This window comes from Caldiplasma sukawensis (genome assembly GCF_052315375.1).
Lineage (GTDB): Archaea > Thermoplasmatota > Thermoplasmata > Thermoplasmatales > Thermoplasmataceae > Cuniculiplasma.
In genome coordinates this window covers 20,022-43,987 of record NZ_JBLSDG010000012.1, presented here as the reverse complement: position 1 = coordinate 43,987, position 23,966 = coordinate 20,022, and the positions used below count along the sequence as shown (strand labels likewise).

Below are 23,966 nucleotides of genomic sequence, written 5' to 3'. Positions count from 1 at the left end.
GTAGCTATGAAGATTTACATGAAATACAAGGGAAATCTGGATAAATAGAACTTGAAAATGCTGTTATTGTTCATATTGCAATGAAAATCACGAACTACAGAACGAAGATAGCAGAATTAGGGTGGTTATTCGAAATCCTCATTTAATAGTTATACACAGAGGGTTTAATATTTTTTTGTCGTTTCCTTTACTATGACATAAATACCTAATCCTTTAGCAATACGACATAAATCAATTTGCTTATTCCTTGGAACATCAACCTTTTCAGAATGGAGTTACAGTCTTTTCATAGAGTGTTTCCAATTCATGCCTTAATATGAATTTCTCATTATTGATTCGGATCCTTCTGTATTTCATCCATGTGTATATGCTTGCATATTTCCACTGCATTTTCACTTGTGACATGTGAAAGAAACACAAAGAAAGATGTGAGTGTCTCAAGGGCACAATAATGGCATTTTATCTCAGGGGATATATTCCTTCTCTGAAATTCCCTTTTATTAATTTATAAGACTCTACCTTTTGAATTGAAGTGAAAAGGCCTTTCATTCTTCTTGTTATCTTCTTGATAAATATATAATAGGACTGAGTAACAGGAAGGCCGCTCACCCTCTTTCCATACTCATTGTTTAGAAATAAATCATTTACAAGAACACAGAGATATCCTGTTCTGATAACATCATTGTATGCTCTTTACTGCATTATTGAAGTTTACTTTTCCACTTCTTTATGATCAATTTGATTTTTGTAAGAAAAATAAGCATCAGTATAGAATTATGGTTCTGTGTAAATGAGATTTATCTTTTCATCAAGTTCTGTTTTAAGAGTGAAGACAACAAAATATTGTTATCTCCTCAGATAAGTTTATTCCCTATGCATTTGATCATGCCTTTCTAGAAATCAATTGGGGGAAAAATATTGAAATGAAATGCAATGATCCAGCAGGAAAATAATGTGATGTAATTATCTGGAAGTGTGATCTATTTTCCTATTAATTTTTCACCTATCCTAAAATTTTCTTAATTATTTCCCTCCCTGCATCTAATTTGCTGTTTCTGTGAAGCAGTGAGTAAGATATATTCAGAATAAAACCTCTAGGTTTGAGTTCCACGTTGTTCATCCTTTCTCTTGGTTCATTGTAAAGATCCTTTTTCTTTGCCTCTTTTGTGATCTCACTGCATCTCCACAAAAAAATAGAAGATTTCAAGAATATCCCATATCTATGAGTATATTGTATTATATCTTTGCCTTAGATGATTATTTTCTCAGCAATATTGACAGAAAAAAGAAATATTGCACATCTCCAATTGCTTCAATGTTCCTTCAAATATTTTTATTGACACATAAGCATATCTTAATTTTTTGTATATCTTAATTTTTTTCCATATAATATCTTTCATAAAATTGTCTTGGATGTATCTGATTGGCTTTTCAGGAGTCTTAAATACATACTTTGTCTGATGAAAAATCATATTTTTCCAGTGATCTATCACTCTTTATTCATTTTTGAGTTTCCTCATATTTTATAAAGAACAAATCTAAGGGATCAGGGATCTCTTACATTTTATTTGCTTTTTTAGGGTTGTGAGAAGCCATCATCATGGAATGTCATCTTAACCATCAGAGTTTCATTTTCTATATGAAGGGCATTTAGCTTTTTTTCTATCATTAGTGATGAATTAGAATATAGAGAGATGCCAAAGTACTAACAACTTTTTATTGCATCTTTTTTATCTTCATGCCAAATAATTTTGCTTAAAATGTCAGATGGCAGATGCGAATCGAGTTATACCACATCAAATCAGGAATTATTACGATAGACTGAGTTGGTTTGAAATTTACCATCATATTTTCAAAAGAAAATTTTGCCCGTGATGCTTAAAATTTTAGAATTTTGAAAACCATTATATGTTAACTTTTAAATTTCTCTTATATTTTTATAACTAGTATGATGTGAGAAATCTATATTAATATTGGATACATGATTTCTAAAATGAAACATTCAAAGCCACAAGACCTTATAGAAATAAATGAACTATTAAATAATATAAGAATGCTTGTTGGGATAAAAGAAAAAGCATATGGCCATTTCTATTTTAAGGGAAAAGGAGTGCTACATTTTCATACCGATTTTGATAAATTATATGCTGATTTTCTAGATGAAAGAATTGAGCTTGGACATATAAAGGCCCCATCAAAGGAAAAGGAAGTAGAACTACTCAATAGGATGAGGGAATATGTGTTGCAAAAGACTTAATAATTTTTCCAGATCAACATATTTTCTAAAAATTCTTTTATTAATGATGATAAATAATATATAATCAAAAGTTTGTTTATATAAAAATATTTTTTGAATATAATTGTAGCTTTCAATATGGAAATTCCTTGAATTAAATAAGATTTGGACTTATTTTATCATTTTTTAATTCCATTTTCTTACATGCCACATTAGCAATATTTTAATATAAATAAATTATAATTAGTTATGACAAAAAAATCCAGTGTCATTATAGTAGTATTGTTAGTAGTGGTTGTGGTTGCTGTATTCTCCATTTACAGTTCGGGTCTTTTGTCTGGTTTGTTTAACAACAAAACAACTGTGACATCTGCTCCTCAACAGGAAGCACCAAATGTGGTTAGTTCCACTGTTGTATCGAAGGCATTTGGCAGTTCCTATACACTGGCGAGTGGTGCATCAGGAACTTCATTGAATGTTGCTTCTTTTGTTTCTGGTTCTTCTCACACTGTATTATCATCCTATAATCCTTACTATGTTGCAACTCCATATTCATATGTGAGTCCATTTTCATTAACAAAAGTGGCAAGCAACGCAACGTATGGATATTTTCAGATAGGGATATTTGTTCCACCTGGTAATGGCTTTGCCTTAATTAATATTGGAAGTGCAATCAACGCATCATATGCAGGTTATGTTGTTAGTTCTTTGAACACTGAGTTGCATAGCAGCTATAATGGAAGCAATAACAATAATGCAAGTATCCATATTGCAAATGGAACCATAAGTGGAAGCAACTATGTTTATGAATCAACATATGGAGTATATGGAATCAAAAACTGGTATCTTCAAGGATTAATTGCAAACTACTCCGATTACAACATTCTCATAATCTATTATTCACCAGCCAACACAAGTGTTTCTGCATTCACACAAATACTTTCATCTCAGGTATCTGAACTTAAATCCGGAATTTCTGGAAATGCTCCACAAGATCTTGTGAGTGCCTCTCAGGTTTCATCAGCAACAGGTGTGAATTTCAAGACGCAATCGGATATCTCAGTAAGCCTTCAGAACACAACAAAGCTTCTCAATGAATATATTGAAATAACAGGAGGTTCTTCCTCAATTTCAAATGAGAACCGCACTTTGCTAAACAATACAATTGGTCAGATATCAAACGTCTACGCCAAATATATGACTAATGGATCAAATATGACAGGACTCGCATTGGTTAAATTCTCATCATCATCCGCAGATAAAACTCTATTTGATGCAATTGCAGTGAATTCTTCAGTTAGTGAACAAACTTATTCTGGATGGACATATATAAATAGTTCATCATCAGTCCCAGGATATAATTCTTCATTAGTTTTAGCAATAAATGGAAACTATCTGCTGATATTTGAAATAGTTCTCACAAAATCAGCAACAAACAATGCGCTTGTTCAGTCAATACTAAGTGATGAGAGTTCTCTCATCTAATTTTTATAAATTTCAAAATACAAATTTTGTAAAATATCTTTTTTTTCAATATCCTTTATTTTTATAGAGTTTTCATTGGCAAATCCCATAATCTCATCAATTTCTCCTTTTACTAATAATGAGTTTCCTTTTTTTCTTACCCCATTAAATTTAGAAAACCTTTCAATCTCCTCTTCACTTTCAAATTTCAATTCATATTCCTTTGATTTATCTATATTAATTCTTCTTACTATTTCCCCTTTTTTCAAAAATATTGCCTCATTGCATACTTTTCCGGCAAACTCCAAATCGTGTGATGTCAATATAACAATTTTGTCCTTCTTCTCACTCTTAATAGATGAGATGACATCTGCAACCATCTGCTTTCCAAGTGGATCAAGATTTTCAGTTGGTTCATCAAGTAGAATAATATATGGTGATGCACAAATGGCAAGTCCGATACCAATTCTTTTCAGCTCGCCTGTGGAGAATGTGCCCATTTTTTTATCACCTTTTTCACTCATACCTATAATTTGAAGTATATCAGATATCATTGAATCATTTTTCATTACTTTTCCATTTCTCATCTCAATTGTGAATTTTATGAACTGTTCTGGTGTAATATAAGGATAAAATGGTGGATTCTCAATCAATGAACCGATTCTCATCTTCCTTTGTATAAAATCAGATTTTCCGTCCTCGAAAAAAATATCAATACTGCCTTCCCCAGTTTCAATTATTCCTGAAATTAACTTTAGAAATGTTGATTTCCCTGAACCGTTTGGACCTATTATTGCTAGAACTGTGGGTGATTTGATTTCAAGATTATTGATTGTAAGGATATTTTTACCACCCACTCTGTATTTTAAATCAGAAATTTTGATCAGAGTCATGTTTTTGACCCCCTTAAAATGAAAGAAATGTATGCTATTAAAACGCACACAAGTGTGTAGCAAATTATTATTTCACATATGAATAAAGTGTTTGAAAAATTTATACTTGACAATGAAAAAGAATAATTCAGAAAATACTGATCAGAATTTAAGAATATCCTGTAAAGTATTCTGTCTGCATTAGTTTTTATAAATACAGGATTTATTATTCCAGATCCGGAGGCAATAAGAGAGAATATATTCAGTATTACAAGATATAAAATTAAAAAGGATATTGCTGAATGGCCTGAATTTCTGAAAAAAGTACTCACTGCGACTGCAAATGCAACATCAGATAATGTTACAAGGAAAAGCAGTAAAATATATTCAATAAAAGAGATGTTTGGAAGATCTTTAAATTCAAAAGCGTATGCAATAAATTGAAAAAACACTATGATCATTGAAGTTAGAAAACTTACAATGGTCGCCCCCATTATTCTGGAAAAAATTACATTAAACTTTTCAACCGGAAGTGAAAATATGAGGTTTATTGTTGACCTTTCATATTCATATGGAAGGGCCGTGGATCCAAAGAATGCGGAGGTAAGAACTGGAATATAAATCAATATATTTGCCCATTGAAAATTGAATAAATTTTCTTTTAAATCAGATGGAATGTTATTAAATGTCAAATTCCCAGGTACAAAATCCTTCAGAAGCAGGTTGGAAGAACCTATTAAAAAAACCATCAATACTGAAATTATACAATTGATGGAAGCTATAAAAAAGAAAGCTTTTGACCTGAAAGTATTTTTAATGTAGAATAAAACTGAATTAAAAAACCTGAACATCAAAATGTTAATCCCTCCAGTTTCAGAAATGAAATCAAAACATTGTATTGAAGAAAAATAAAACCGTTTTTCAATGATGTTAATACGAACACTGTGTCCAGTTCTGGAAGTACCAGAAATGCGGGCCCCAAAGAGTATTGAAGCAATGCAGAAAGATAAACTGCATTCCTTATGCTGCTTGTAACAATACATACTGACATTATTCCATCTGTTGAATTTCCTGATATGTGTATTATTTTTGAAGACAAATTGGTATATACGAATGATATCTGATCAGAGAAATTTAAGTAATCAATAAGAGGATTACCGATTCCTTTTGTTTGTGAGTTTAGAGAACATATTATTGAGGGCAGGCTCCCAAGAACAAAGGTTCCAGGATCAGGAGAGGCAAAATATGTAATGTTTGAAGATGTTTGAAAATAATCGTAAATTATCTTTTTTATACCCCCACTGTAATGGCTTTCATTAAGTTTAGCTTTAAATATTGGTATGTTTTGAAAATAAGTATCAATAGTCAATTTACCTGAGGAACTGTAATTAATCAGTGGTGGCGATACATAAGAAATGTTAAAGGCTTTTACAATCATAACTACACCAGATAAATTTTCATATCTGAAAAAAAGCAGATTTGTGAATGAATTTTTCACAAATCCTATGAATTTAGCATCATAAGGAATTAAATTTAAGGGATTGGACTTTTCAGCGATTCCTTGATTTTGTGAGTAAAGTGAAACAGTTAAGGGAAAAATGATAATGAGTATAACTATCACAGGAAGAAACCTCTGAAACCATCTCCATTTTCCCATGCAAATTTATCCTTAATACATTTATAAAGTTAACCTGTAAAAATTGGTGTCAAAAGTAAATCATAAACTTTTAGCCCTTATGAATAAAAATGTTTGAAATTCCTTTACTATCATGGCTTGTTTTTAAAAGAAAACCACGGAAAAGTAAAGAAAAATCGTAAAGGCAGCAAGTGGTATCAAAATTGATTTAATACCTAAAATGTTTTTCTTCCATATTGTGATAATAAAGAATAACGAAAGTATAATACTCAATATTATTGAAATGGAAGCAGTTTGATTTATGGGTGTGCTTAAAAATATAAATGATAAACCAAGATAAATTGTACAGTAAATGGGACTTTCACCAACAAGGGATCCAATTGATTTTGTAATTTCTCCATTCATTGCCCATCTTAAAGATATCAAAATCTCTGGCAGAACTCCAGCTATTGGTAAAATCAATATTGAAATTGTTAGTTCGGATAAATTATAAAAAGCACTGAGTGAATTAACAAATCCCACAAACAGATAAGAACCAAATAGAATGAGAACTATAGAGATAGATATCTGTATAATAGAAGCATTTTTGCTTCCTAAATATTTTGAAAGGTATGGTTTTTCATGTAACTCAGGTTCGTATTCATACTCAATATTCTTAATAAGAAAAAAATAAAGAAACATTGAGACTATCAGAATTATCCCTATAATGTAATTTTCAAGAATATCTGTATATTTTTTTAAAAATATGAGTGGAAAAAAAAGGATCACAGGAATGAAGGGGTAAAGAAGAGACTTTGAAATCCTCATTTCATTCTCACTACCTCTTTTCTTTATGTAAAATAAGATGAATACACAAATTGCCATACCAACTGTGAGAACAAAAAAAGGCTGGCCTATGATGACCCCAAGGGAAAGGCCATTGTTGCCACCATTAAAGTAAAAAAAGGCAATGACAAATATCACAAGTTCAGGAAAGGAGGAAAATAAGGGTGTGATAAGTTCTCCAACAATATTGTCAGAGAGATTTAAAATATCCTGTATATAATCTATGGAATTGGTGTAAAGAAATGATGAGATTATTATAAGAGGTATTCCTACTATTTCAGGTAAAATTGAAATCACAGCATCACCCTATTTCTTTATTGGAATATAAATTATATGTGTTAGTTTGAATTTATTATTATAATCAAAATAAATAAATGAATTTTTAAATAATCAATTAAAATTTTACCGATATAAGTTTTAAGGAAAAAAGTATTTTTTCCTAAAAAGGATACAGAAAAATGGAGAATGGCAATGTTCCTGATAATTTCAGATTCAATTTTCTTCTCATATCTAGAGCTACCAGGAGCATAGCTCTGAGTTTTTCAGCAATTGAGTATCCACTTTATCTTGAGGCTTTAAAGTTTAACAATGTACTGATAGGGGGACTTAGTTTTTTTGTAATTGCATTCACCGTTTTACAGGTCATCATACTGGGCACTCTTGGGGATCGTATAGGTTACAAATATTCCATGGTACTGGGTGAAATCTTTCCAATAATATCCCTTATTATTCTATCATTTGTCTCTTCTGGCCCACTGCTTTACCTGTCTGTTGTTGGAGGAATTGCAGGTGGCCCAGGGGGGGCAAGGGGAGCGTTTTCACCTGGTACAACAGCCTATGTGGCCAACAACTGGCCAGATCCGGAGAGTAGAGTCATGAAAATAGGGTATGTAACCTCCGTTGGTTCATTTTTTTCAACCTTTGGAGGTTTGCTTGTTGTTCTCTTTGGTATTGTAAATCCTTCAAAGGATCTTTCATTATACAGAGAATTTTTCATGCTTTGCCTTATATTTGTTACAATCTCCATGATTTCACTCTTATTTCTCAGAGAAAGAAAAATGGAGGGGAAAAAACGAGGGTTCATTTCAAAAAAATCCGCATCACACGTATCAAAGGTTATAATTACCAATGTGTTCAATGGCGCAGGAATTGGGCTGTCCATGCCTCTGCTATCCCTCTGGTTCTCAGAGATGTATAATGTTTCCAGTTTCAAAATAGGTTTGGTTTTAACAATTTCATATATTGCCACAGGTCTTGGTTCTTTCATAGCATCAAGGTGGAAATATGGAAGAACGCATTCAGGTATTATTGGTTCCTATTCAAGAATATTCCAGGGAGCACTTCTGGTTTTAATGGCCCTGATGCCCTTTTTTGTATTTGCAGGTGCAATTTATGTTGTGAGGATGGGCATAGCAGGTGTAGGTCTGCCCATGAGGAATCAGATTAATGTGAGTGGAATTGAAAGCAGAGATTATGGAGCAGGCAGTGGACTGCAGGCCACTGCAATGAGGGTTTCACAGAGTACAACGGGAGCCACAGGATATCTGATGGATTTATATCTTCCTCTGCCTGAAATTGCAGGGGGGCTGATCCAGGCATTCGCAGGATTTATCTATTACAAATACTTTGGAAAAAGAAAATGATTCCAAAAATATTCTGAAAACATTAATATGATTCTCATATTTTCATTACGCATGTCAGGTAAGGAAAGAAACAGAGTTTATATGGTTTCAGGAGGAGTAACCAAATTCAGAAAAGCAGTCCCTGAGAAGGATTTCAGGCTGAGAGTTAAAGAGGCTTTCGATTATGCAATAAATGATATTCAACTGGAAAAAGATAAAATTGATGGGTCTGTGGCAGCATATTTTTCAGATCACTTTCAGGGACAGGCAATGGCAGGGGTTATGGCACATGATTACATTGGCCTATCACCAAAGCCAAACAAAAGGGTTGAGGGTGGGGGTGCAACAGGAGGACTTGCACTTCAGACAGCATATGAAGAAATTGCCTCCGGGAGAATGGACATATGTGTTGCCTTTGGTTTTGAATCCATGTCCCGTGTAGGCACATGGAAAGGAAACGAATTCATAGCACTTGCAAGTGATCTGAATTTTGATTATCCAAACGGTGGATTCTTCACTGGTTATTATGCCATGATGGCTGTACGTCACATGCATGAATTTGGCACAACAGTTGAGGATTATGCCATGATCTCGGTAAAAAATCATGGAAATGCAATGAAAAACAGATTTGCACAGAGCCCAATGAAACTTACTGTTGAAGATGTGAGGAAAAGTCCAATGGTTGCATATCCCTTAACAAGGCTCGATATTAGCAACATGTCTGATGGTGCTGCAGTTGCAATTCTTGCATCTGAAAAGGTTGCTTATGAAATTTGTAAAAAACCAATACTCATAAGTGGTGTAGGAGCTGGTGCAGACACCATGAGGCTTGCGGACAGGCCCTTCGGAGAGGTGCCTCTTTTACCTAATGAATCAAGAGAGAACTACAGATCATTGAAATATCCCGGAGTCCACTCATTCAGAGCAGGAAGATACGCGGCAATAAAGGCTTATGAGATGGCAGGAATATCCGATCCTGTGAATGAGATAGACGTTGCAGAACTTTATGATTCTTATACATCAGCTGAGCTTCAGACCTATGAGGACCTTGGTTTTTGCAATATAGGAGAGGGAGGTGCATTTGTGAGAGAGAAAAAACCCTTCTTTGGAGGAAAACTCCCTGTTAACGTATCCGGTGGGTTGATAGGTGCTGGACACGCAATAGGTGCCACGGGCATAATGCAGTCAGTGTTTCTATTCTGGCAGCTTCAGGGAAAGGCTGGAAAGCATTTTGGAAATGAATCTGCCCAGGTTCCCAATGCAAAAAAAGGTGTTGTGGACACCCATGGAGGTACGGGAACAACTGTAACGGTAACTGTGATGGAGGTGGAAAAATGACAATAAACAGAAATGCAAAACTTGAGGATGATAATGAAGGAACAGAGGTCCTGAAAATAGACCCACTCATAATCAAGATGAATTATGACATTGAATACTATCACAGCTATGGACAGGACTCTGAATTCTTCAAAAATTTGGGTAAGGGCAAATTAATAGGAAGCAGATGCAATAGTTGCAAATACACATATGCAACACCAAGGAAGCATTGCATGTTTTGTGGAGAAGAAACTGAATGGGTAGATATTCCACTTGAGGGTAGAATACATTCTTTCACAACCTGTTACTTTGGAAGCGAGCAGATTCAATGGAAACCACCTTATCATTTAATCCTTGTTGAATTTGATGGAGTAAACTCACTTTTCTTTTCCAGGCTTATAGGGGCAGACTTTGAGGATATTTACATAGGAATGGAGGTAAGGGCAAGATTCAGAAGGATGATGAAGATGAATGTCACGGATGTTTACTTTGTACCAAAGTAGGTGTTAGTATTGAAAGAAAATAATTTTTCAAATACCAACAGGGATATTTTCCTGATTTCATTGAACAGGCAAATAGACAGAGGAGCCCTCATGTCAAGATACAGCAGAACAGCATCAATTGATCTCAGGGATCTTTATGAAACTGAATTTGCAAAGAATCCTGACAGGGGTAAGGACTTCTACAAAAGGGTTTTTCTCGAATATGGAGATGAATCTATCGCAGAGCTTATGAATTTCCAGATTGGACTTCAGAATTTATCCAATATAAGCACAAAATGGATAGAGGAATCAAGAATTGGATTATCATATCTGGAAAAATCATCCAGATATGTAAGATACGACCGTAAATTTGAAGGGAGATACCTTTATATTCCAATTGAAAAAACAGGAATATCTGAGAGATTCAGGGACGAGTATGAAAGGGTAATGAACTCAGCCTTTGAATTTTACTCCTCAGTTCTCAATACTTTTGAAAGCAAACTTGATGAAAAATATGGAAAAGATATGATTTTTGAAATGAATGATGAAAATGCAATAAAGGCGATGAGAACAGCCATAAGGAGCAGGGCTTTGGATGATGCAAGAGAGATATTGCCAATAGGAACATTGACAAATTTGGGAATAAACGGGAATGCACGTGCTCTCTCCTATATGATTATGAGGCTATATTCATCTGAAATGAAGGAACTGAAGAGCATAGCAGATATGCTTTACAGCGAGCTTGAAAATGAATGCGGCCCGGTACTTTCTTTCATTCATACAGAAAGAGGCAAATCAATAATAGAGAAAATGAAAAAAACAAGATTGGCACCAGAGACTGAGGATTATGGATGGAGGGAAAGGGAAGTGGATGTGAAATTGCTTGATCTGCATTCACCATTCGATAAATTGCCAAGCATAGAGGGTTTAAAACCTGATGTTTCAAGGGAAAGTGGAATAGACAGACGTGCAAAGTTACCACGATCTATGGAAATGGTAACTGCAGTTTTTTCAGTTGTTATGGATTATGGAACTTTCAGGGAATTTCAAAGACACAGGTTTTTCAACATAATAAGAGGAAGAGTTGACATAAATTCTGGCTATCATGTTCCTGAACTTTTTTGCCTTACTGATAAAAAGCCTGAATATGAATCCATATTGAATGACATGAAGACTTTGTATGAAAAAATATGCAAGGAGAATGGAGAGGATGAGGCACAATACGTTCTTCCACTTGGAACAATGTACAGAGTTGTGGTGGGAACAAATCTCAGGGAACTTGTATATTTCTCAGAGTTAAGAACAACTCCACAGGCTCATCCCGTAATAAGGAGGGTTGCACAGGAAATGGTTAAAAAAATTATTGATGTAAGACAGGAATATAATAACCTTTTTGTAAATGTTGACTGGAATAATTATCCACTAGGAAGATTCTCACAGGAGTACAGAAAGGAGAAAAAACTCAAAGATATGTGAAAATAAATAAGATGTCAGAAATGTAACCTAAAACCTTAATTTCAAATAAACAATACCCTTTTTGTCCTATGTTTTGTCAGGAGGCGAATTATTGACAAATGAACTTAATGTTATACGATGGGATTTCCGTCTTGAAAACAACCTTTTTGAGAAGATACTTCAAACAGATGATGAAAAAATAAGGGAAATTTTAAGAAACAGGGGTGTTGATAAATACATTCTATTAAGAACATGCAACAGACTTGAAATCTATTATGATATAAATGTAAGATTTTCAAATGAAGAATTTCCAAATCACACATGGATCTGTGGTGAAGATGCAATAAGACATCTGTTCAGGGTTTCCTCAGGACTGGAATCACTATCCGTAGGTGAGAATGAAATTATAAGGCAGATAAAAGAAGCTTACGAGGCTGCCATAAAGGATAACAGGTCAAACAAATTTTTGTCAACCATATTCTTGAGGGCAATTAAAGTGGGTAAGTATGTGAGGGAACATACAAACATATCCCGCGGAAAGGTTTCAATACCATCGATTATGATAGATGAGATAGAAAAAAGGAAACTTTTAAAGGGGAAGTCAATAGGAATTGTAGGTACTGGAAAGATGGCTGCCACCATCACCAAATATCTTCAGAAAACCGATGTGGCAAAAATTACCCTTTATGGAAGAAATGAGGAGGCAGGAAAGGAACTTTCAGAACTCTTTGGAGTGAATTTTAAGAGAACGCTGGATTTCCAGCAGATACTTTATGAAAATGATGTGGTGATCACAGCAACAAGCTCCAAAATACCCTTGCTTAGCAGGGCCCAGATTGAAGCAGTTGATAAGAAAATCCTAATAGTAGATATTGCAAATCCAAAGAATGTGGAAGATAATTACATTAACCCCAATGTGGAGATAATAAACCTGGATATGGCAACAAAAATAATGGACGAAAACAGGATTAAAAAAGAGCAGGAGATAATCAAATCGGAAAATATAATTGAACAGGAGATCAAAAAGGCACTCTCCAAAATTGCCGAGGAAGATATTGAAAATTACATCTCCTCCCTTTACATAAGAGGAAAAAAAATAGTTATGGAAGAATATTTGAAACTTCAGAGAGAGATGAAAAAATCCGAAAATGAGGATAGAATAATTGAGGATTTCGTGAACTCCGTTGTGAACAAATTACTTGCACCTGAAACTGAAACCCTCAAGAGGATGATAAGAGAGAAGAAATGGGACGGCCTAAGGGAATTCATTGAGTCTTTTGATAAAAAGGATGAGATTGATGAGTATCTTTTCGATTCTGATTCTGAAGATCCAGTAAATTCCCAAAATCAACAAGGCCAAAATCATCGGTTATCCCAAACACCCTGAAATTTTCCTTTTTTACACTTTTCAATACTGGAGTGAAATGGTCTTCACCTATGAGTGATTCTGAAACATCAGTTCCCGAAGAAAAGAAGCTCATTGCTGGTGTTATTCCCACGTGTTCCTTTTGATTGTAGACGAATGCTGGAATTTTGTAAACACCCCCAACCCTGTCTCTGAGTACCATAGCAGGATGCTCATGTCCCAGTAGAGTTATTTTTCTTAATTTCAGATCCCTGTCACCATGATATATAAAGTATCTTGAATCCTCATAGTAATCAAGTTGAACAATATCTCTACTTGAAAGAATTGATTGAAGATAATTGTCGTGGTTACCCCTTATGAAAACCAGCTCCGTTTTCGTTCTAAAGTTATCTATAAAGTGTTTTACGTCCTCCCACTCCTGAGGTAGATTTTTACTGAATTCCTGTTTAAAATCACCATTTATTATAATCTTTGCAGGCTCATATCTTTCAATTATGCGATCTACAATCCCCTCCACATGATTTCGCTGAAGTTTTGGAAGTGTAAGACCCTTCAAACCCATCTCTTCCTCAAAGCCCAGATGCAGATCAGAAATGACCGCCGCATTTATGTCTGCTAGGTAAAAACAGTAAAGGTCTGTTGCAAAGACCTGATCCTCAACCTCAATTTCTCTCAACAGATCATTATAATTTTTTAGCTTATAATACTTTAAATAAAATAACTGTGCAATCTTTTTTAAATATTATCAGATACACATCCGTGGAGATAAACCCGGTAGAAAGGAAGATACTTGAATTTCTTAAGGATAAGTCAGAGGTTTATGAAGAAAAAATTGAGGCTGATGGCATTTCGAGAGAAATCGTGAGAGGCGCACTATCCTGGCTAGAAAAAAAGGGACTCATAGATGTTAAAAAATTGGATGAAAATGTTTACAGAATGAGTCAGGAAGGTGTCAAATATTCCAAAGATGGGCTCCCAGAACTCAAACTTATTGAACTCATAAGGAAAAATAAAGAGATATCTGTATCTGAGGCATCGAAAATTCTCGGTGATATTCAATTTAAAATTGCTGCTGCTCAGCTGGCCAAGCTGGGAATCAGACCTGAAAATGGTGCCTTCAAAATTTTAAATCACGAAGTTTATGAAAAAATTCTGAAGAGACAGAACCTTCTTGAAAGTATTATGCCTGATACAGACATACAGATGAATGATGAAAATGAGGAATTAATAAAGCGCGCTGGCCTTTTTGAAAGGAAAGAAAGGACAAGAAGAATTGTGAAAATAAACCAGTCAGGAATAAATGCACTTCTTGAAAACAAGGATGATGGAAATATCACAGAGGTGACCTCGGAAATTATAAGAAACTATAATCCTGAAATACACAGATTTGTTTCCTATGACCTCAACATGCCTGGGGAAACAATAGTGAGAAACACATCCCACCCCCTTGGTGATTTCATAGAAAAAATAAGAGAAATATTTCTACAGATGGGTTTTGAGGAACTAAAGGATGATTACGTTGAGATCACAGGCTGGAACATGGATGCACTTTTCATACCACAGGATCATCCGGCCAGGGATATGCAGGACACATTCTATCTTAAAGGCAATATGAGAAAAGTGGAAGAAAATGAGATTAAACTTTTTCAGAGAGCTGGCCAAATACAGAGGAAAGGTATTGGGAAATATTCTGGCTACGGTACAGAATGGAAGCTGGAAAGGGCAATGGAACCAATTCTCAGGACACACACTACATCAAGCACAATGAGGGCACTCTGGAAGATGCCAGACAGGGAAAGGGCAGTCTTTTCTGTGGACAGGGTTTTCAGGCATGAAAGTGTTGACTGGAAACATCTTGCAGAGTTTCATCAGGTGGAAGGGGCGGTACATATGAAAAATGCAAGCATTGGAAATCTTAAATGGCTTCTCAAAAAATTTTATAAACAACTTGGATTTGATCAGATCAAGCTTGTACCTTCCTACTACCCTTATACAGAACCTAGTCTTGACGTGGTGGTAAATGTGAATGGAAAGGAAATGGAAATGGGTGGTTCAGGTCTTATAAGGCCAGAGGTTTGCAAAATTCTTGGATTGAAATACCGTGTTATTGCCTGGGGCCTTGGTCTGGAAAGACTTGCCATGCTGTATTCAGGCCTCACAGACATCAGGGAGCTTTACAACAGTGATCTCAGATGGCTAACTAATGGAAAGTTCATGTTGTGAATGATTCCTTGATATTTTTAAGAGCCATATTGAACTGGTTTCTCTGAGCATCATTAAGTTTTCCATTTTTCTTTACATATTCCCCATTAATTATAACATCAGTTATTGCGTCTCTGTCCATGCTGTAAACTATTGATGATATCACATTATTTTTTCTTAGAGGTACCAGAGAACTGTTTCTGTGATCTATAATATTGAGATCTGCAAGATAACCCTCCTCAATAAGACCACCATTTTTTATACCTGCAGCAAGATAACCATTCAGTGTAAGAGCCCTGAATATTTCAAGGGAGTTCATCATTGAACCGTCCCATCTTGAGTTCTTGAAATCAAGTGAGGAAAATTTTGCATTTTCAAGCACGTTCTGGGAATTGTTGCTACCTACACTGTCAGTTCCAAAGCTTATGTTTGCACCTGCATTTTTAAGTTCCTCATATGCAAGATGTCCCCCATGCCCCAGTTTGGAATTGCTCACACCATTCCATGATACTGTGCATCTGTTCTTGCCAAGTAATGATATTTCCCTTCCATTAAGCCACAGACAATGGGCAGCTAAAAAGTTTTGGGAGAGAACACCAAGATCATCAAGATATTCCACCACCCTTTTTCCTCTCTTATCTAGAAAATCATACACCTCTTTTCTTGTTTCACTTACGTGCATGTGCAACTGAGTTCCGTATTTTTTTGCAATGTCTCTCGCACCCTCAATTGTATCATCTGAAGCAACATATACTCCCTGGATTCCAGCTGCTGGGATAATTCTATCATTTCTTCCTCTGTATTCTTTGATGAAATTTTCACAGTTTTCCACTGGATCGCCTTTTTGAGTTGAAAGTTCCCTGTCAAGAGTGACCCATGATAACAGAGCCCTGATTCCAAGTTTATCTGCCGCTTCAAATATTATGTCCTCAGAATAATAAAGATCTGCGAACAATGTTGTTCCTGACATTAACATGTCACAAATTGATATGGTTGAAGAACTGTATATATCATCCTTTCGTCTGTTGTTGTCAAGTGAGAATGTTTTATCTAAAAATTTTTCAAGACTTAAATCGTCAAGAAGACCTCTGAAACGACCCATGGCAACATGTGTATGTGTGTTTGCAAAACCAGGAATAACAATATCACTGTTAATTACATTGGGGGGTTCTTTATCTGTTATTTTTGCAATCTTACCCCTGGATATGATGATATCTCCGTATCCAAGTTTTCCCCTCGAATCTATGAAAAAATGGTCTTCAATCAAAATCTCTTCATTCATCTTCCTTCCATATTGTCACGTCGTATTTTTCCTTTTTATCTTTCCTCAAAGCATAGATGATTATTCCCATTATTACAACTACAGTAACAAGGAATGAATAGAAAGTTATTGTAAGATAATAAAGAAGAAGGGAAAATATGAATGCGCCTATTGATCCATAAATTATTGGATATGAAAGATCCTCAAATGAAACCCTCTTCTCCTTTTTTTCTGATGACATATGAAGGCTCCAGAAAGTTCCAAATATTGAGAGAAGGAAAGTAAATCCGAGAATTATTGTTACAGTTAACTGAGGTTTGATTATTAATGTTAGAAATTCATAACCCTGGGTGAATAAAAGGTATATGTTATAAATGATTAAAATACCAGAGTAATAAAAGGCTGTCAAAAATGTGGTGTCTGAAATGGCAGCAACAGTACTTACAAGCAGTGAATAAACTGAGGTTATTGTGCCTGCAATGTTTAGGGAAACCGCTGATTTTGTTTTCTTTGCCCTGATACCCTCTATTATGAAAATGAAAGATATTGATGAATAAATTGTAAACTCCGTTTCCGTTGATAAGAAATATGTTACGTTAAAATTGAAGATTGGATTTTGAAGATTAAAATATTTAAGGGCAAGAGAGATGAGTATGTAAAGCATAATCAGTGAAATTACAATTTTGTAATAGTTTTCCTTTATTGACGATGGCATGAAGAATTTTAACAATGGAAGGGCAATAATAAGGTACCATATTGAGTTCCAATATGGGAAAACCTGAGGAAGAACGTAAAAGAAAGAAACAGTGGTTGGAAGGAGAATTAAAAAGTTAGCAACGTACTCCTGAAAATTTCTACTCATGCTCCCCTCCCCTGATTCCTTGCCACAGAGTAATCTACCATGGCGTTAATGAATACCCTTTCCTTGTTAGAAAGAACTGATTTAATTCCAAAACTTCTCAAAAATTTTATATTGGCCCTTAGTTCCTTCATTTCCTTGTTTGTAACTGTTTGACCGTAAAGTCTGACCTGGTACTCTATGTTATCAAGATTGTAAAAATCCCCTGGATTTACTGTATAGATGAATATGTTTTCCCTGTTTCTTGTGTTAATCAAATCCCACTTTTTTGCCATCTTGGTTGAATATGGCGATTGAAATACAAAGAAAACAGGTTTTCTGTTCATTTCCCTATATGCAAAATCCATGCACTCCTTGAGGTCAAATGTTCCAGATGGCCTTATTCTGCTCACCTGTTTCTCAAGATCTGTTATGGAATCTTTTCTTGAGGAGGGCTTTATTGCAATTTTTGTTTCTGAAGAATAGACAATGAATCCAACCCTGTCCTGGTTCTTAAGTACAAGATAGGCACAGTTCAAAACCACTGTTATGTAAAAATCGAAAAGTCTGCTGTATGAATAACCCAGATTGGATCCTGAACTATAATCTATCACAAAAACAACATCGATCTGCCTCTGCTCTTCCCATAATTTTGTATATAGATCATCTGTACCAGAGATGTTATACCTACCCCATGCAATCACTCTCACATCATCAGAGTTGTCATAAGCTCTGATGCCATAAAAATCGTATCCCTGTCCTGCTTTTCTAGAGAAATGGTATCCCGATGTGTACAGGATATTGCTTGTCCTCTCACTCCTCTGTGAATGGACGTCCTTCTCAGATGGACCAACATTTATCTTATCAATTATTTTTGCCTCGAATTCATTATATGTAAGTCCAAGTGAATCATATGATATTATTTCAAGTGGGCCAATCTCATATGTCCCTATTATCTGAGGTTCAATGGAATAGGTGATTGTTTTTACTTCACCACCTCTTATCTTCAACAGTCCGGAAATAGGCCCTGATACCAGAAAAGCATCACTAACATTGTCAAAGTATTTTAATTCGAGAGTTGTGCCAGAATTATTTTTGAAAACCAATTGTATCTCTATTTTATCCCCTTTTTTTACCTCTTTTTTAAGTATTTTTCTACCAACCGCTATTGAATGCCTTATTTTTTTAAATTTTCCAGAGTTCTGGTAAATAATGTCAAAACTCATTATAAGTATGACAGCAATAAAGAAGAAAGAGAGCTCATAATATCCATAGAGATCATAAAAAAAGGACTCGAGTAAACCAAATATGAATGCTGAGTACAATACGTAAGTTTTTTTGTTGATCATTGGGTGAACCCTATTTTTTCCAGTATATCTTCAATTATTCTGTAAGATGCTTCAACCCCTGAATCCATTTCATTCATTAACGCTTCAGGTCTTAGGATGAGTCTGTGATTAAGAAGAGGTTTAGCCAGGAAATAAACATCTTCAGGGATCACATAATTTCTCCCTTCAATCATTGCACAAGCTCTTGCAGCCTGCATCAGTTTTGCAGTGGTTCTTGGACTTGCACCAACATATATTCTTGAATCCTCCCTTGTTTTCCTCATTAAATCCACCATATATTCTTTGATTTGTTGGGAAACGTAAACATCGTTCAATGATGCTCTCATGCTATCTATCAATTCAGGATTTATAAGGGTGCCCCTACCTTTTTCACTGAAGCTTCTGGAAAGTATATTGATTTCCTCTTCCCTTGAAGGGTATGTCAGTATCAATCTGAAGATGAAACGATCCATGAGGGCCTCAGCAAGTGGAAATGTTCCTTCCTGTTCTATTGGATTTTGTGTTGCTATTACAAAGAATGGGTTTGGAAGCCAGTAAATATTACCACCAGCAGAAACATGCTTCTCTTCCATGGATTCTAAAAGGGCAGACTGAACCTTTGCAGGTGTTCTGTTTATCTCATCGGCAAGTAGTATGTTTGTGAATATAGGACCCTGTCTGAATTCGAACTTCTTGGTTTCAAGATTGAAAATCATATTTCCGGTTATATCAGATGGCAGCATATCTGGGGTAAACTGTATCCTTTTGAACTGCATTTGAAGGTGGGATGAAAATTCGCTAGCCAGCATTGTCTTTGCAAGACCAGGCACACCCTCCAGAAGTATATGATTATTGCTTATGAGCGAAATGAACATCATCTTTACCGTTATGCGTGAACCAATAACCTTTCTTCCAATCTCTTCGCTTACCTTTGAAACAAGAGACTTCACGTTTAAATAATCAAGCATATTTTCCATAAATTATCATTCTCCATTTTCTCTAATTTGAGAGATCAACTCCCTGTCTATTGTATCAAGATTGGTCTGAATTTTAGCATGTATTTTCACAATTTTCTCCATTTCGCTTTCCTTTCTCTTTTTTAAGTTCTGAATTTTTTTATCTGATATGGCAAGGTTCAACCTGTAATTAATTCTGTTGTATTTCCGGATTGATTTCCTCATTTCCTTTACAAGGAAAAAAATTTTTTTCTGCGCGGAATCCTCAATTTTTTCAAAATGATCATAATCCTTCTTCATCACGAAATTCATCTCCTCTTCAAAATTTTTATCTGGAGTCTCAAAACTCTCCATTTTGCTATCAATGTCGGGTATACTGTCCTGTTTGGCTAATGAAGCCCTTATTCTAACGGCCAAAAAAAACAGCAATATTACAAGTACAGGTATGAGAAAATTCAACATTATGAGCGGATTTTTTTCATAGTTCTGAATAATCTGGGTTAAACTCATAAACTTAAATCCGCTCAAAACTGCCATTATTCACCAACCTCTGAAAAATATAGTTTTTTTATGTCCATATAACTATAGAAATCTTTCACTATATTTTCTATATCATCTTTGTTCAACTCACTTTCCTTCCTATACATAATTTTTTGAAAACCTTCTTTGTAGAAAGTTATGTATTTTTTTATTGCGCCAAATTTGAATTCGTCCCCACTCTTCCCGTTAAGTAATAGTCTGTCTATGTCAATAAGTGACTCGTCACTCTTAACTATGAAATCCTCCGGAAAATTCTTATCTATTGATTTCAAATAGAGGTAAATATTCTCTGAAGGTGTAAGATTGTTGATGAACTTTATACCGTAAAAACGCTTCAGATCGTTTGTCATATATGAAAGACAAGTTGAGATCCCCTTAACAACTTCACCATTATCAAATGCCCTTTTTAATGCCAGAACAGGAGGGACATCTGCTACTGTCTTGTATTTGTAGATGACCTCGGCCTGAACTTTTTTTCTTCTCCAGAAGGGTTGTTTTTTCTTTGGAGATGTATTTATAGCATTTCCACTGGCATTCGTTTGATTTTCTTTTTTTGTTATGTCATCGCCTTTTGCTTCCATTTTTACTCACCCACATTATAATGATTATTATAATTTAAAGTTAATTGATCAAGATGGCAAGAAATGAGAATTGTAGCAGAAGAAAGTTCATTAACTGAATAATCCGCATAAAAAGTTAATGAATTTTTCCCTGTCAATCCCGTTATATTCATATTGATATCTGAGAAATATGAATTATTCATATAAAATTGAGACCCGTCAAGAACGAAATAGGTTCCGTTTGGCATCACATATTCAATTGTGCTATCATACCTATAAAGTGAAATGTTATAAAGAAGTACAGACCCCGGCAGGAAATTGAAAGTATCATTACTATAAATTATATTGTATTTTGAATTTGAATAAATTCCATTTAACTGTATAATTTCGGTTGAATTGGATATATCCAATGATATCCTGTATAGAGGGTGCGTATAATTTCCTGCAAAATATCTGGACTCAAAAACAGTCCCCCCGGCTTTGAAATAGTACCTGACTTTATAATAAGTCTGGTTCATTGTAACATTTGTAAGGACAGCATTCTTGAAAGTTCCAATCAAATAATTGTTTACTGAATTCCCTTTCATAGTTTGAATGTAAATATCAACAGGGATTGTTGAATTCAAAAATATAAGAGATGAGTATTCAGAAACATTCATCTCAACTGTTATTGTTTTTGAGGATGCGGTATTTACTGTTGTTTGATTCATTACAATCGAGGAATAATTTCCATACCTGAAGACAAAATTACCCCTCGGTATCTCAAATGTGAAATTTCTGAATTCCGGTGTAATTTCTGATGTTGAATTTTTAAAATAAATAAGGGAATTGAAGCTGTAAATATTTGCAGGAAGTGTTTCATAATTTAAATTTAGTTTGTTTTCAACCTCGTATTTATAAAGAGTATTAAGTATATCTATGTTAAATGTTGTGATGTTTCGATCATTCATATTTATTTTTTCAAAAGATTGATTTCCTGGAAGAGCAGTGAATCTATTATTTATTGATTTATAATATTGTGAATAAAAGCTTATATATCCAGATACAGAAAGATTTAACTCCACATCTAAAAATCCAGTTGTTGATGTGTTGAATACCTTGCCATAAATGACCCCGTTAAGATAGACAAGGGCATACATTGAGGTGGAACCCAATAACGAATTACTGTGGTAAAAAGCAAAAAGATTTCCGCTCAATGATGAACTTTGATGATTAGTTGTGTAGTTTTCTGTAAGGTTCTTTTCCAGTGAAGATAACTCATAACAAGCAACTGGGATTACATTTTCTGTAAAACCCTCACCTATTGATTTAACTGGTATTAACCCAAGATCACCCATTTTGAATATACCTGGATTTGATGTTTTGGTGCTGTTTACAATTATACTATAGTTTTGTGATATGAATCCGTTTTCTTGTAAATCAACAGTGAAATTCAATGTGTATGACTGATGAGTATCAACAAAAACCTCAAATCTATAAGAACCATCTGTTACGTAATCCTCAGATGAAACCGGTATTCCATTTTCAAAAAGAGTATAGTTTGAATAATAAAGAGGGTTTCCATTTACAGAATTTATTCCACTGCCTGTCAGGTTGAAAGTTTGTCCGCTTAATGGAACAGCATTCTCATAATATATATTGGAATGAATTCCATTATCTGCACTAAGTGATATCAAAGAAAAACCAGGTATGTACAATATTATGTTATAGATACCAGGGAAATCCGTTTCCAATTCTGTGATTGCACTCCTATTTAGTAACACGGAGTCGTAGTATATTGTGCCGTTGAAATTACCTGCAATAACACCATAGAATTTGTTTTCAAAAGATATGTTCTGAGGGTATTCAGAGTAAAAGGAATTAGAAATTTGTATTTTTGAAAATACTTTTTCGTTCTGCTTGTAATTTATAGAGGAAGTGGATTTCAGATAATTTTCAGCTTCACTCTTCAAAAATGATGGCAGAAAACCAAGGCCTTTTTGTTGAGAATTCAAGGGTTGACCGTTGAAAGGATCCCATGCAGTGAGGCTCATATTTAGATTATTTATACTTGAATTAACAAATATTTCACCTGTTTGATTTAGGTTGAACCCTGTGCCTTTGAAATAAAGCTCATTGTATCCTTCTGGTACACTTATAGAATAAGAACCATCTGGGAGTGTTGTAGAATTACTTACAACCCTTCCGTCGAAAACATCTTCAACATCTATGCCAGTTGATATGGGCTGATTCAATTTATTAAAAACCGTACCGTTGATTGTGAATAATATATTATTCGGTAACTTAAGTTCCAATTTTAGATTTGTTATGTTTTTCCCTGACACGTTTAAAAATTCTGGTGTGACGTTAGCGGAAAAACCTGACTTTTCAACATATATGAGATAGTTTGAATTCTGAAGCTTTACGGAGAAATTACCCGTATTATTTGATAATGTGTTATATGTTGAGTAAAAATTTCTGAAAAATATGTTAACATCCGGGACTTTTACCTTCGAGCTATTGTTTCCATTCTGCAATGTATATGCGTAACCTGTAACTGAATAAAGATAGGCCTTTTTCAAAGTTACGTTTTCCCATACATTCCTTCCATTTAAATTTGTGAATGTGAAAAGTGATTGAGAATATCCCTTCGATGTTATCCCCATCGTGAACGTTCCAAATAGCAGAACCTCCACCTTATATCCACCTGTGGAGTTTGTGATTGTTTGCACGTCCCAAGGGAAATCGAAGATGGTAATGTTAGTATTAATCAGTGGCTTTCCATTTTCATTGTATACGTAACCTTCCAGAATATAAGTTCCATTATTATCTGGCCCAATGGATGTTCCAAGTGTTGAAAAACTGAACATCCTCTGCTCACCTGCATAAAGCTGGGGGATCTTTACCTTGATGTAAGGTTTTGCATCATAATTTTCGTGAAACAAAAAAATTGAAGAACCAAGCAGTATTGCGGCAACTGCCAGAGCTCCAACTAGCTTTAAATTAGGCATTATATCAATCAATAAC

20 protein-coding genes and 1 pseudogene are annotated in these 23,966 nt (G+C 34.7%); 8 read left to right on the top strand and 13 right to left on the bottom strand.

Annotated elements, in window-relative coordinates:
* Positions 1-1,003 precede the first annotated feature (1,003 nt).
* The gene (locus ACNF4Z_RS06495; protein ID WP_458328430.1) at positions 1,004-1,207 is read right to left on the bottom strand and encodes a hypothetical protein; all 204 of its coding nucleotides are present in this window, start codon (positions 1,205-1,207) and stop codon (positions 1,004-1,006) included.
* A 786-nt stretch (positions 1,208-1,993) separates the two neighbouring features.
* On the opposite strand from ACNF4Z_RS06495, the gene ACNF4Z_RS06490 reads away from it, so the two are divergent.
* Positions 1,994-2,257: a hypothetical protein gene (locus ACNF4Z_RS06490; protein ID WP_458328429.1), complete on the top strand. Its 264-nt coding sequence runs from the start codon at positions 1,994-1,996 to the stop codon at positions 2,255-2,257.
* A 228-nt stretch (positions 2,258-2,485) separates the two neighbouring features.
* The gene (locus ACNF4Z_RS06485; RefSeq protein ID WP_458328428.1) at positions 2,486-3,721 is read left to right on the top strand and encodes a hypothetical protein; all 1,236 of its coding nucleotides are present in this window, start codon (positions 2,486-2,488) and stop codon (positions 3,719-3,721) included.
* Here the strand turns inward: ACNF4Z_RS06485 and ACNF4Z_RS06480 are convergent.
* The 4 genes from ACNF4Z_RS06480 to ACNF4Z_RS06465 all read right to left on the bottom strand — a co-directional run bounded on the left by ACNF4Z_RS06480 (position 3,718) and on the right by ACNF4Z_RS06465 (position 7,330).
* Entirely contained in the window at positions 3,718-4,593 is an 876-nt protein-coding gene (locus ACNF4Z_RS06480; RefSeq protein WP_458328427.1) for an ATP-binding cassette domain-containing protein, read from the bottom strand. The two genes, ACNF4Z_RS06485 and ACNF4Z_RS06480, sit on opposite strands and share 4 nt — an antisense overlap.
* The gene (locus ACNF4Z_RS06475; protein ID WP_458328426.1) at positions 4,590-5,423 is read right to left on the bottom strand and encodes an ABC transporter permease; all 834 of its coding nucleotides are present in this window, start codon (positions 5,421-5,423) and stop codon (positions 4,590-4,592) included. Before ACNF4Z_RS06475 ends, ACNF4Z_RS06480 begins: the two co-directional genes overlap by 4 nt.
* Positions 5,423-6,229, bottom strand: coding sequence for a hypothetical protein (locus tag ACNF4Z_RS06470; protein ID WP_458328425.1), 807 nt, complete (start codon positions 6,227-6,229; stop codon positions 5,423-5,425). The genes ACNF4Z_RS06475 and ACNF4Z_RS06470 overlap by 1 nt, the downstream gene beginning before the upstream one ends.
* A gap of 123 nt (positions 6,230-6,352) precedes the next feature.
* Complete coding sequence (locus tag ACNF4Z_RS06465) at positions 6,353-7,330, bottom strand: sodium:calcium antiporter (protein ID WP_458328424.1); 978 nt, start codon at positions 7,328-7,330, stop codon at positions 6,353-6,355.
* Between the two features lie 161 nt (positions 7,331-7,491).
* Between ACNF4Z_RS06465 and ACNF4Z_RS06460 the strand changes: the two genes are divergently transcribed.
* The 5 genes and pseudogenes from ACNF4Z_RS06460 to hemA form a co-directional block, all read left to right on the top strand.
* Entirely contained in the window at positions 7,492-8,676 is a 1,185-nt protein-coding gene (locus ACNF4Z_RS06460) for an MFS transporter (protein WP_458328423.1), read from the top strand.
* 51 nt (positions 8,677-8,727) lie between these two features.
* The gene (locus ACNF4Z_RS06455) at positions 8,728-9,993 is read left to right on the top strand and encodes a thiolase domain-containing protein (RefSeq protein WP_458328422.1); all 1,266 of its coding nucleotides are present in this window, start codon (positions 8,728-8,730) and stop codon (positions 9,991-9,993) included.
* Positions 9,990-10,475 carry a Zn-ribbon domain-containing OB-fold protein gene (locus ACNF4Z_RS06450; RefSeq protein WP_458328421.1) on the top strand — a complete coding sequence of 162 codons (486 nt, stop codon included), beginning with the start codon at positions 9,990-9,992 and terminating at the stop codon, positions 10,473-10,475. Before ACNF4Z_RS06455 ends, ACNF4Z_RS06450 begins: the two co-directional genes overlap by 4 nt.
* A gap of 9 nt (positions 10,476-10,484) precedes the next feature.
* Positions 10,485-11,930 (top strand): FAD-dependent thymidylate synthase, encoded by a 1,446-nt coding sequence (locus ACNF4Z_RS06445; protein ID WP_458328420.1) that lies wholly within the window; start codon positions 10,485-10,487, stop codon positions 11,928-11,930.
* 61 nt (positions 11,931-11,991) lie between these two features.
* Positions 11,992-13,164: pseudogene (gene hemA, locus ACNF4Z_RS06440) on the top strand (glutamyl-tRNA reductase); the annotation flags it as partial.
* A gap of 10 nt (positions 13,165-13,174) precedes the next feature.
* Here the strand turns inward: hemA and ACNF4Z_RS06435 are convergent.
* The gene (locus ACNF4Z_RS06435) at positions 13,175-13,951 is read right to left on the bottom strand and encodes a metallophosphoesterase (protein WP_458328419.1); all 777 of its coding nucleotides are present in this window, start codon (positions 13,949-13,951) and stop codon (positions 13,175-13,177) included.
* 83 nt (positions 13,952-14,034) lie between these two features.
* Between ACNF4Z_RS06435 and pheS the strand changes: the two genes are divergently transcribed.
* Positions 14,035-15,498, top strand: coding sequence for a phenylalanine--tRNA ligase subunit alpha (gene pheS, locus ACNF4Z_RS06430; RefSeq protein ID WP_458328418.1), 1,464 nt, complete (start codon positions 14,035-14,037; stop codon positions 15,496-15,498).
* Here pheS and ACNF4Z_RS06425 read toward each other — a convergent pair.
* From ACNF4Z_RS06425 to ACNF4Z_RS06395, 7 genes are read right to left on the bottom strand one after another with little or no spacing between them, the layout of a single operon-like run.
* Positions 15,488-16,759 (bottom strand): amidohydrolase family protein, encoded by a 1,272-nt coding sequence (locus ACNF4Z_RS06425; protein WP_458328417.1) that lies wholly within the window; start codon positions 16,757-16,759, stop codon positions 15,488-15,490. The two genes, pheS and ACNF4Z_RS06425, sit on opposite strands and share 11 nt — an antisense overlap.
* Complete coding sequence (locus ACNF4Z_RS06420) at positions 16,752-17,600, bottom strand: hypothetical protein (RefSeq protein WP_458328416.1); 849 nt, start codon at positions 17,598-17,600, stop codon at positions 16,752-16,754. The genes ACNF4Z_RS06425 and ACNF4Z_RS06420 overlap by 8 nt, the downstream gene beginning before the upstream one ends.
* Entirely contained in the window at positions 17,597-18,925 is a 1,329-nt protein-coding gene (locus tag ACNF4Z_RS06415) for a DUF58 domain-containing protein (protein WP_458328415.1), read from the bottom strand. The genes ACNF4Z_RS06420 and ACNF4Z_RS06415 overlap by 4 nt, the downstream gene beginning before the upstream one ends.
* Entirely contained in the window at positions 18,922-19,881 is a 960-nt protein-coding gene (locus ACNF4Z_RS06410; protein ID WP_458328414.1) for an AAA family ATPase, read from the bottom strand. Before ACNF4Z_RS06410 ends, ACNF4Z_RS06415 begins: the two co-directional genes overlap by 4 nt.
* Before the next feature lie 6 nt (positions 19,882-19,887).
* Positions 19,888-20,397, bottom strand: a complete 510-nt coding sequence (locus tag ACNF4Z_RS06405; protein ID WP_458328413.1) for a hypothetical protein — start codon at positions 20,395-20,397, stop codon at positions 19,888-19,890.
* Complete coding sequence (locus ACNF4Z_RS06400; protein ID WP_458328412.1) at positions 20,397-20,981, bottom strand: hypothetical protein; 585 nt, start codon at positions 20,979-20,981, stop codon at positions 20,397-20,399. The genes ACNF4Z_RS06405 and ACNF4Z_RS06400 overlap by 1 nt, the downstream gene beginning before the upstream one ends.
* A 2-nt stretch (positions 20,982-20,983) precedes the next feature.
* A complete protein-coding gene (locus ACNF4Z_RS06395) occupies positions 20,984-23,950 on the bottom strand; it encodes a carboxypeptidase-like regulatory domain-containing protein (protein WP_458328411.1) in 2,967 nt (988 codons plus the stop codon).
* Positions 23,951-23,966: the final 16 nt, after the last annotated feature.

What these genes read in the sequence shown, in the direction of transcription:
- ACNF4Z_RS06485 (WP_458328428.1), top strand. Translation starts at nt 2,486, where the DNA reads ATGACAAAAAAATCCAGTGTCATTATAGTAGTATTGTTAGTAGTGGTT.
- ACNF4Z_RS06425 (WP_458328417.1), bottom strand. Translation starts at nt 16,759, where the DNA reads ATGAATGAAGAGATTTTGATTGAAGACCATTTTTTCATAGATTCGAGG.
- ACNF4Z_RS06455 (WP_458328422.1), top strand. Translation starts at nt 8,728, where the DNA reads ATGTCAGGTAAGGAAAGAAACAGAGTTTATATGGTTTCAGGAGGAGTA.
- ACNF4Z_RS06400 (WP_458328412.1), bottom strand. Translation starts at nt 20,981, where the DNA reads ATGGAAGCAAAAGGCGATGACATAACAAAAAAAGAAAATCAAACGAAT.
- ACNF4Z_RS06405 (WP_458328413.1), bottom strand. Translation starts at nt 20,397, where the DNA reads ATGGCAGTTTTGAGCGGATTTAAGTTTATGAGTTTAACCCAGATTATT.
- ACNF4Z_RS06490 (WP_458328429.1), top strand. Translation starts at nt 1,994, where the DNA reads ATGAAACATTCAAAGCCACAAGACCTTATAGAAATAAATGAACTATTA.
- ACNF4Z_RS06415 (WP_458328415.1), bottom strand. Translation starts at nt 18,925, where the DNA reads ATGATCAACAAAAAAACTTACGTATTGTACTCAGCATTCATATTTGGT.
- ACNF4Z_RS06475 (WP_458328426.1), bottom strand. Translation starts at nt 5,423, where the DNA reads ATGTTCAGGTTTTTTAATTCAGTTTTATTCTACATTAAAAATACTTTC.
- ACNF4Z_RS06420 (WP_458328416.1), bottom strand. Translation starts at nt 17,600, where the DNA reads ATGAGTAGAAATTTTCAGGAGTACGTTGCTAACTTTTTAATTCTCCTT.
- ACNF4Z_RS06450 (WP_458328421.1), top strand. Translation starts at nt 9,990, where the DNA reads ATGACAATAAACAGAAATGCAAAACTTGAGGATGATAATGAAGGAACA.
- ACNF4Z_RS06470 (WP_458328425.1), bottom strand. Translation starts at nt 6,229, where the DNA reads ATGGGAAAATGGAGATGGTTTCAGAGGTTTCTTCCTGTGATAGTTATA.
- ACNF4Z_RS06480 (WP_458328427.1), bottom strand. Translation starts at nt 4,593, where the DNA reads ATGACTCTGATCAAAATTTCTGATTTAAAATACAGAGTGGGTGGTAAA.
- ACNF4Z_RS06395 (WP_458328411.1), bottom strand. Translation starts at nt 23,950, where the DNA reads ATGCCTAATTTAAAGCTAGTTGGAGCTCTGGCAGTTGCCGCAATACTG.
- ACNF4Z_RS06410 (WP_458328414.1), bottom strand. Translation starts at nt 19,881, where the DNA reads ATGGAAAATATGCTTGATTATTTAAACGTGAAGTCTCTTGTTTCAAAG.
- ACNF4Z_RS06460 (WP_458328423.1), top strand. Translation starts at nt 7,492, where the DNA reads ATGGAGAATGGCAATGTTCCTGATAATTTCAGATTCAATTTTCTTCTC.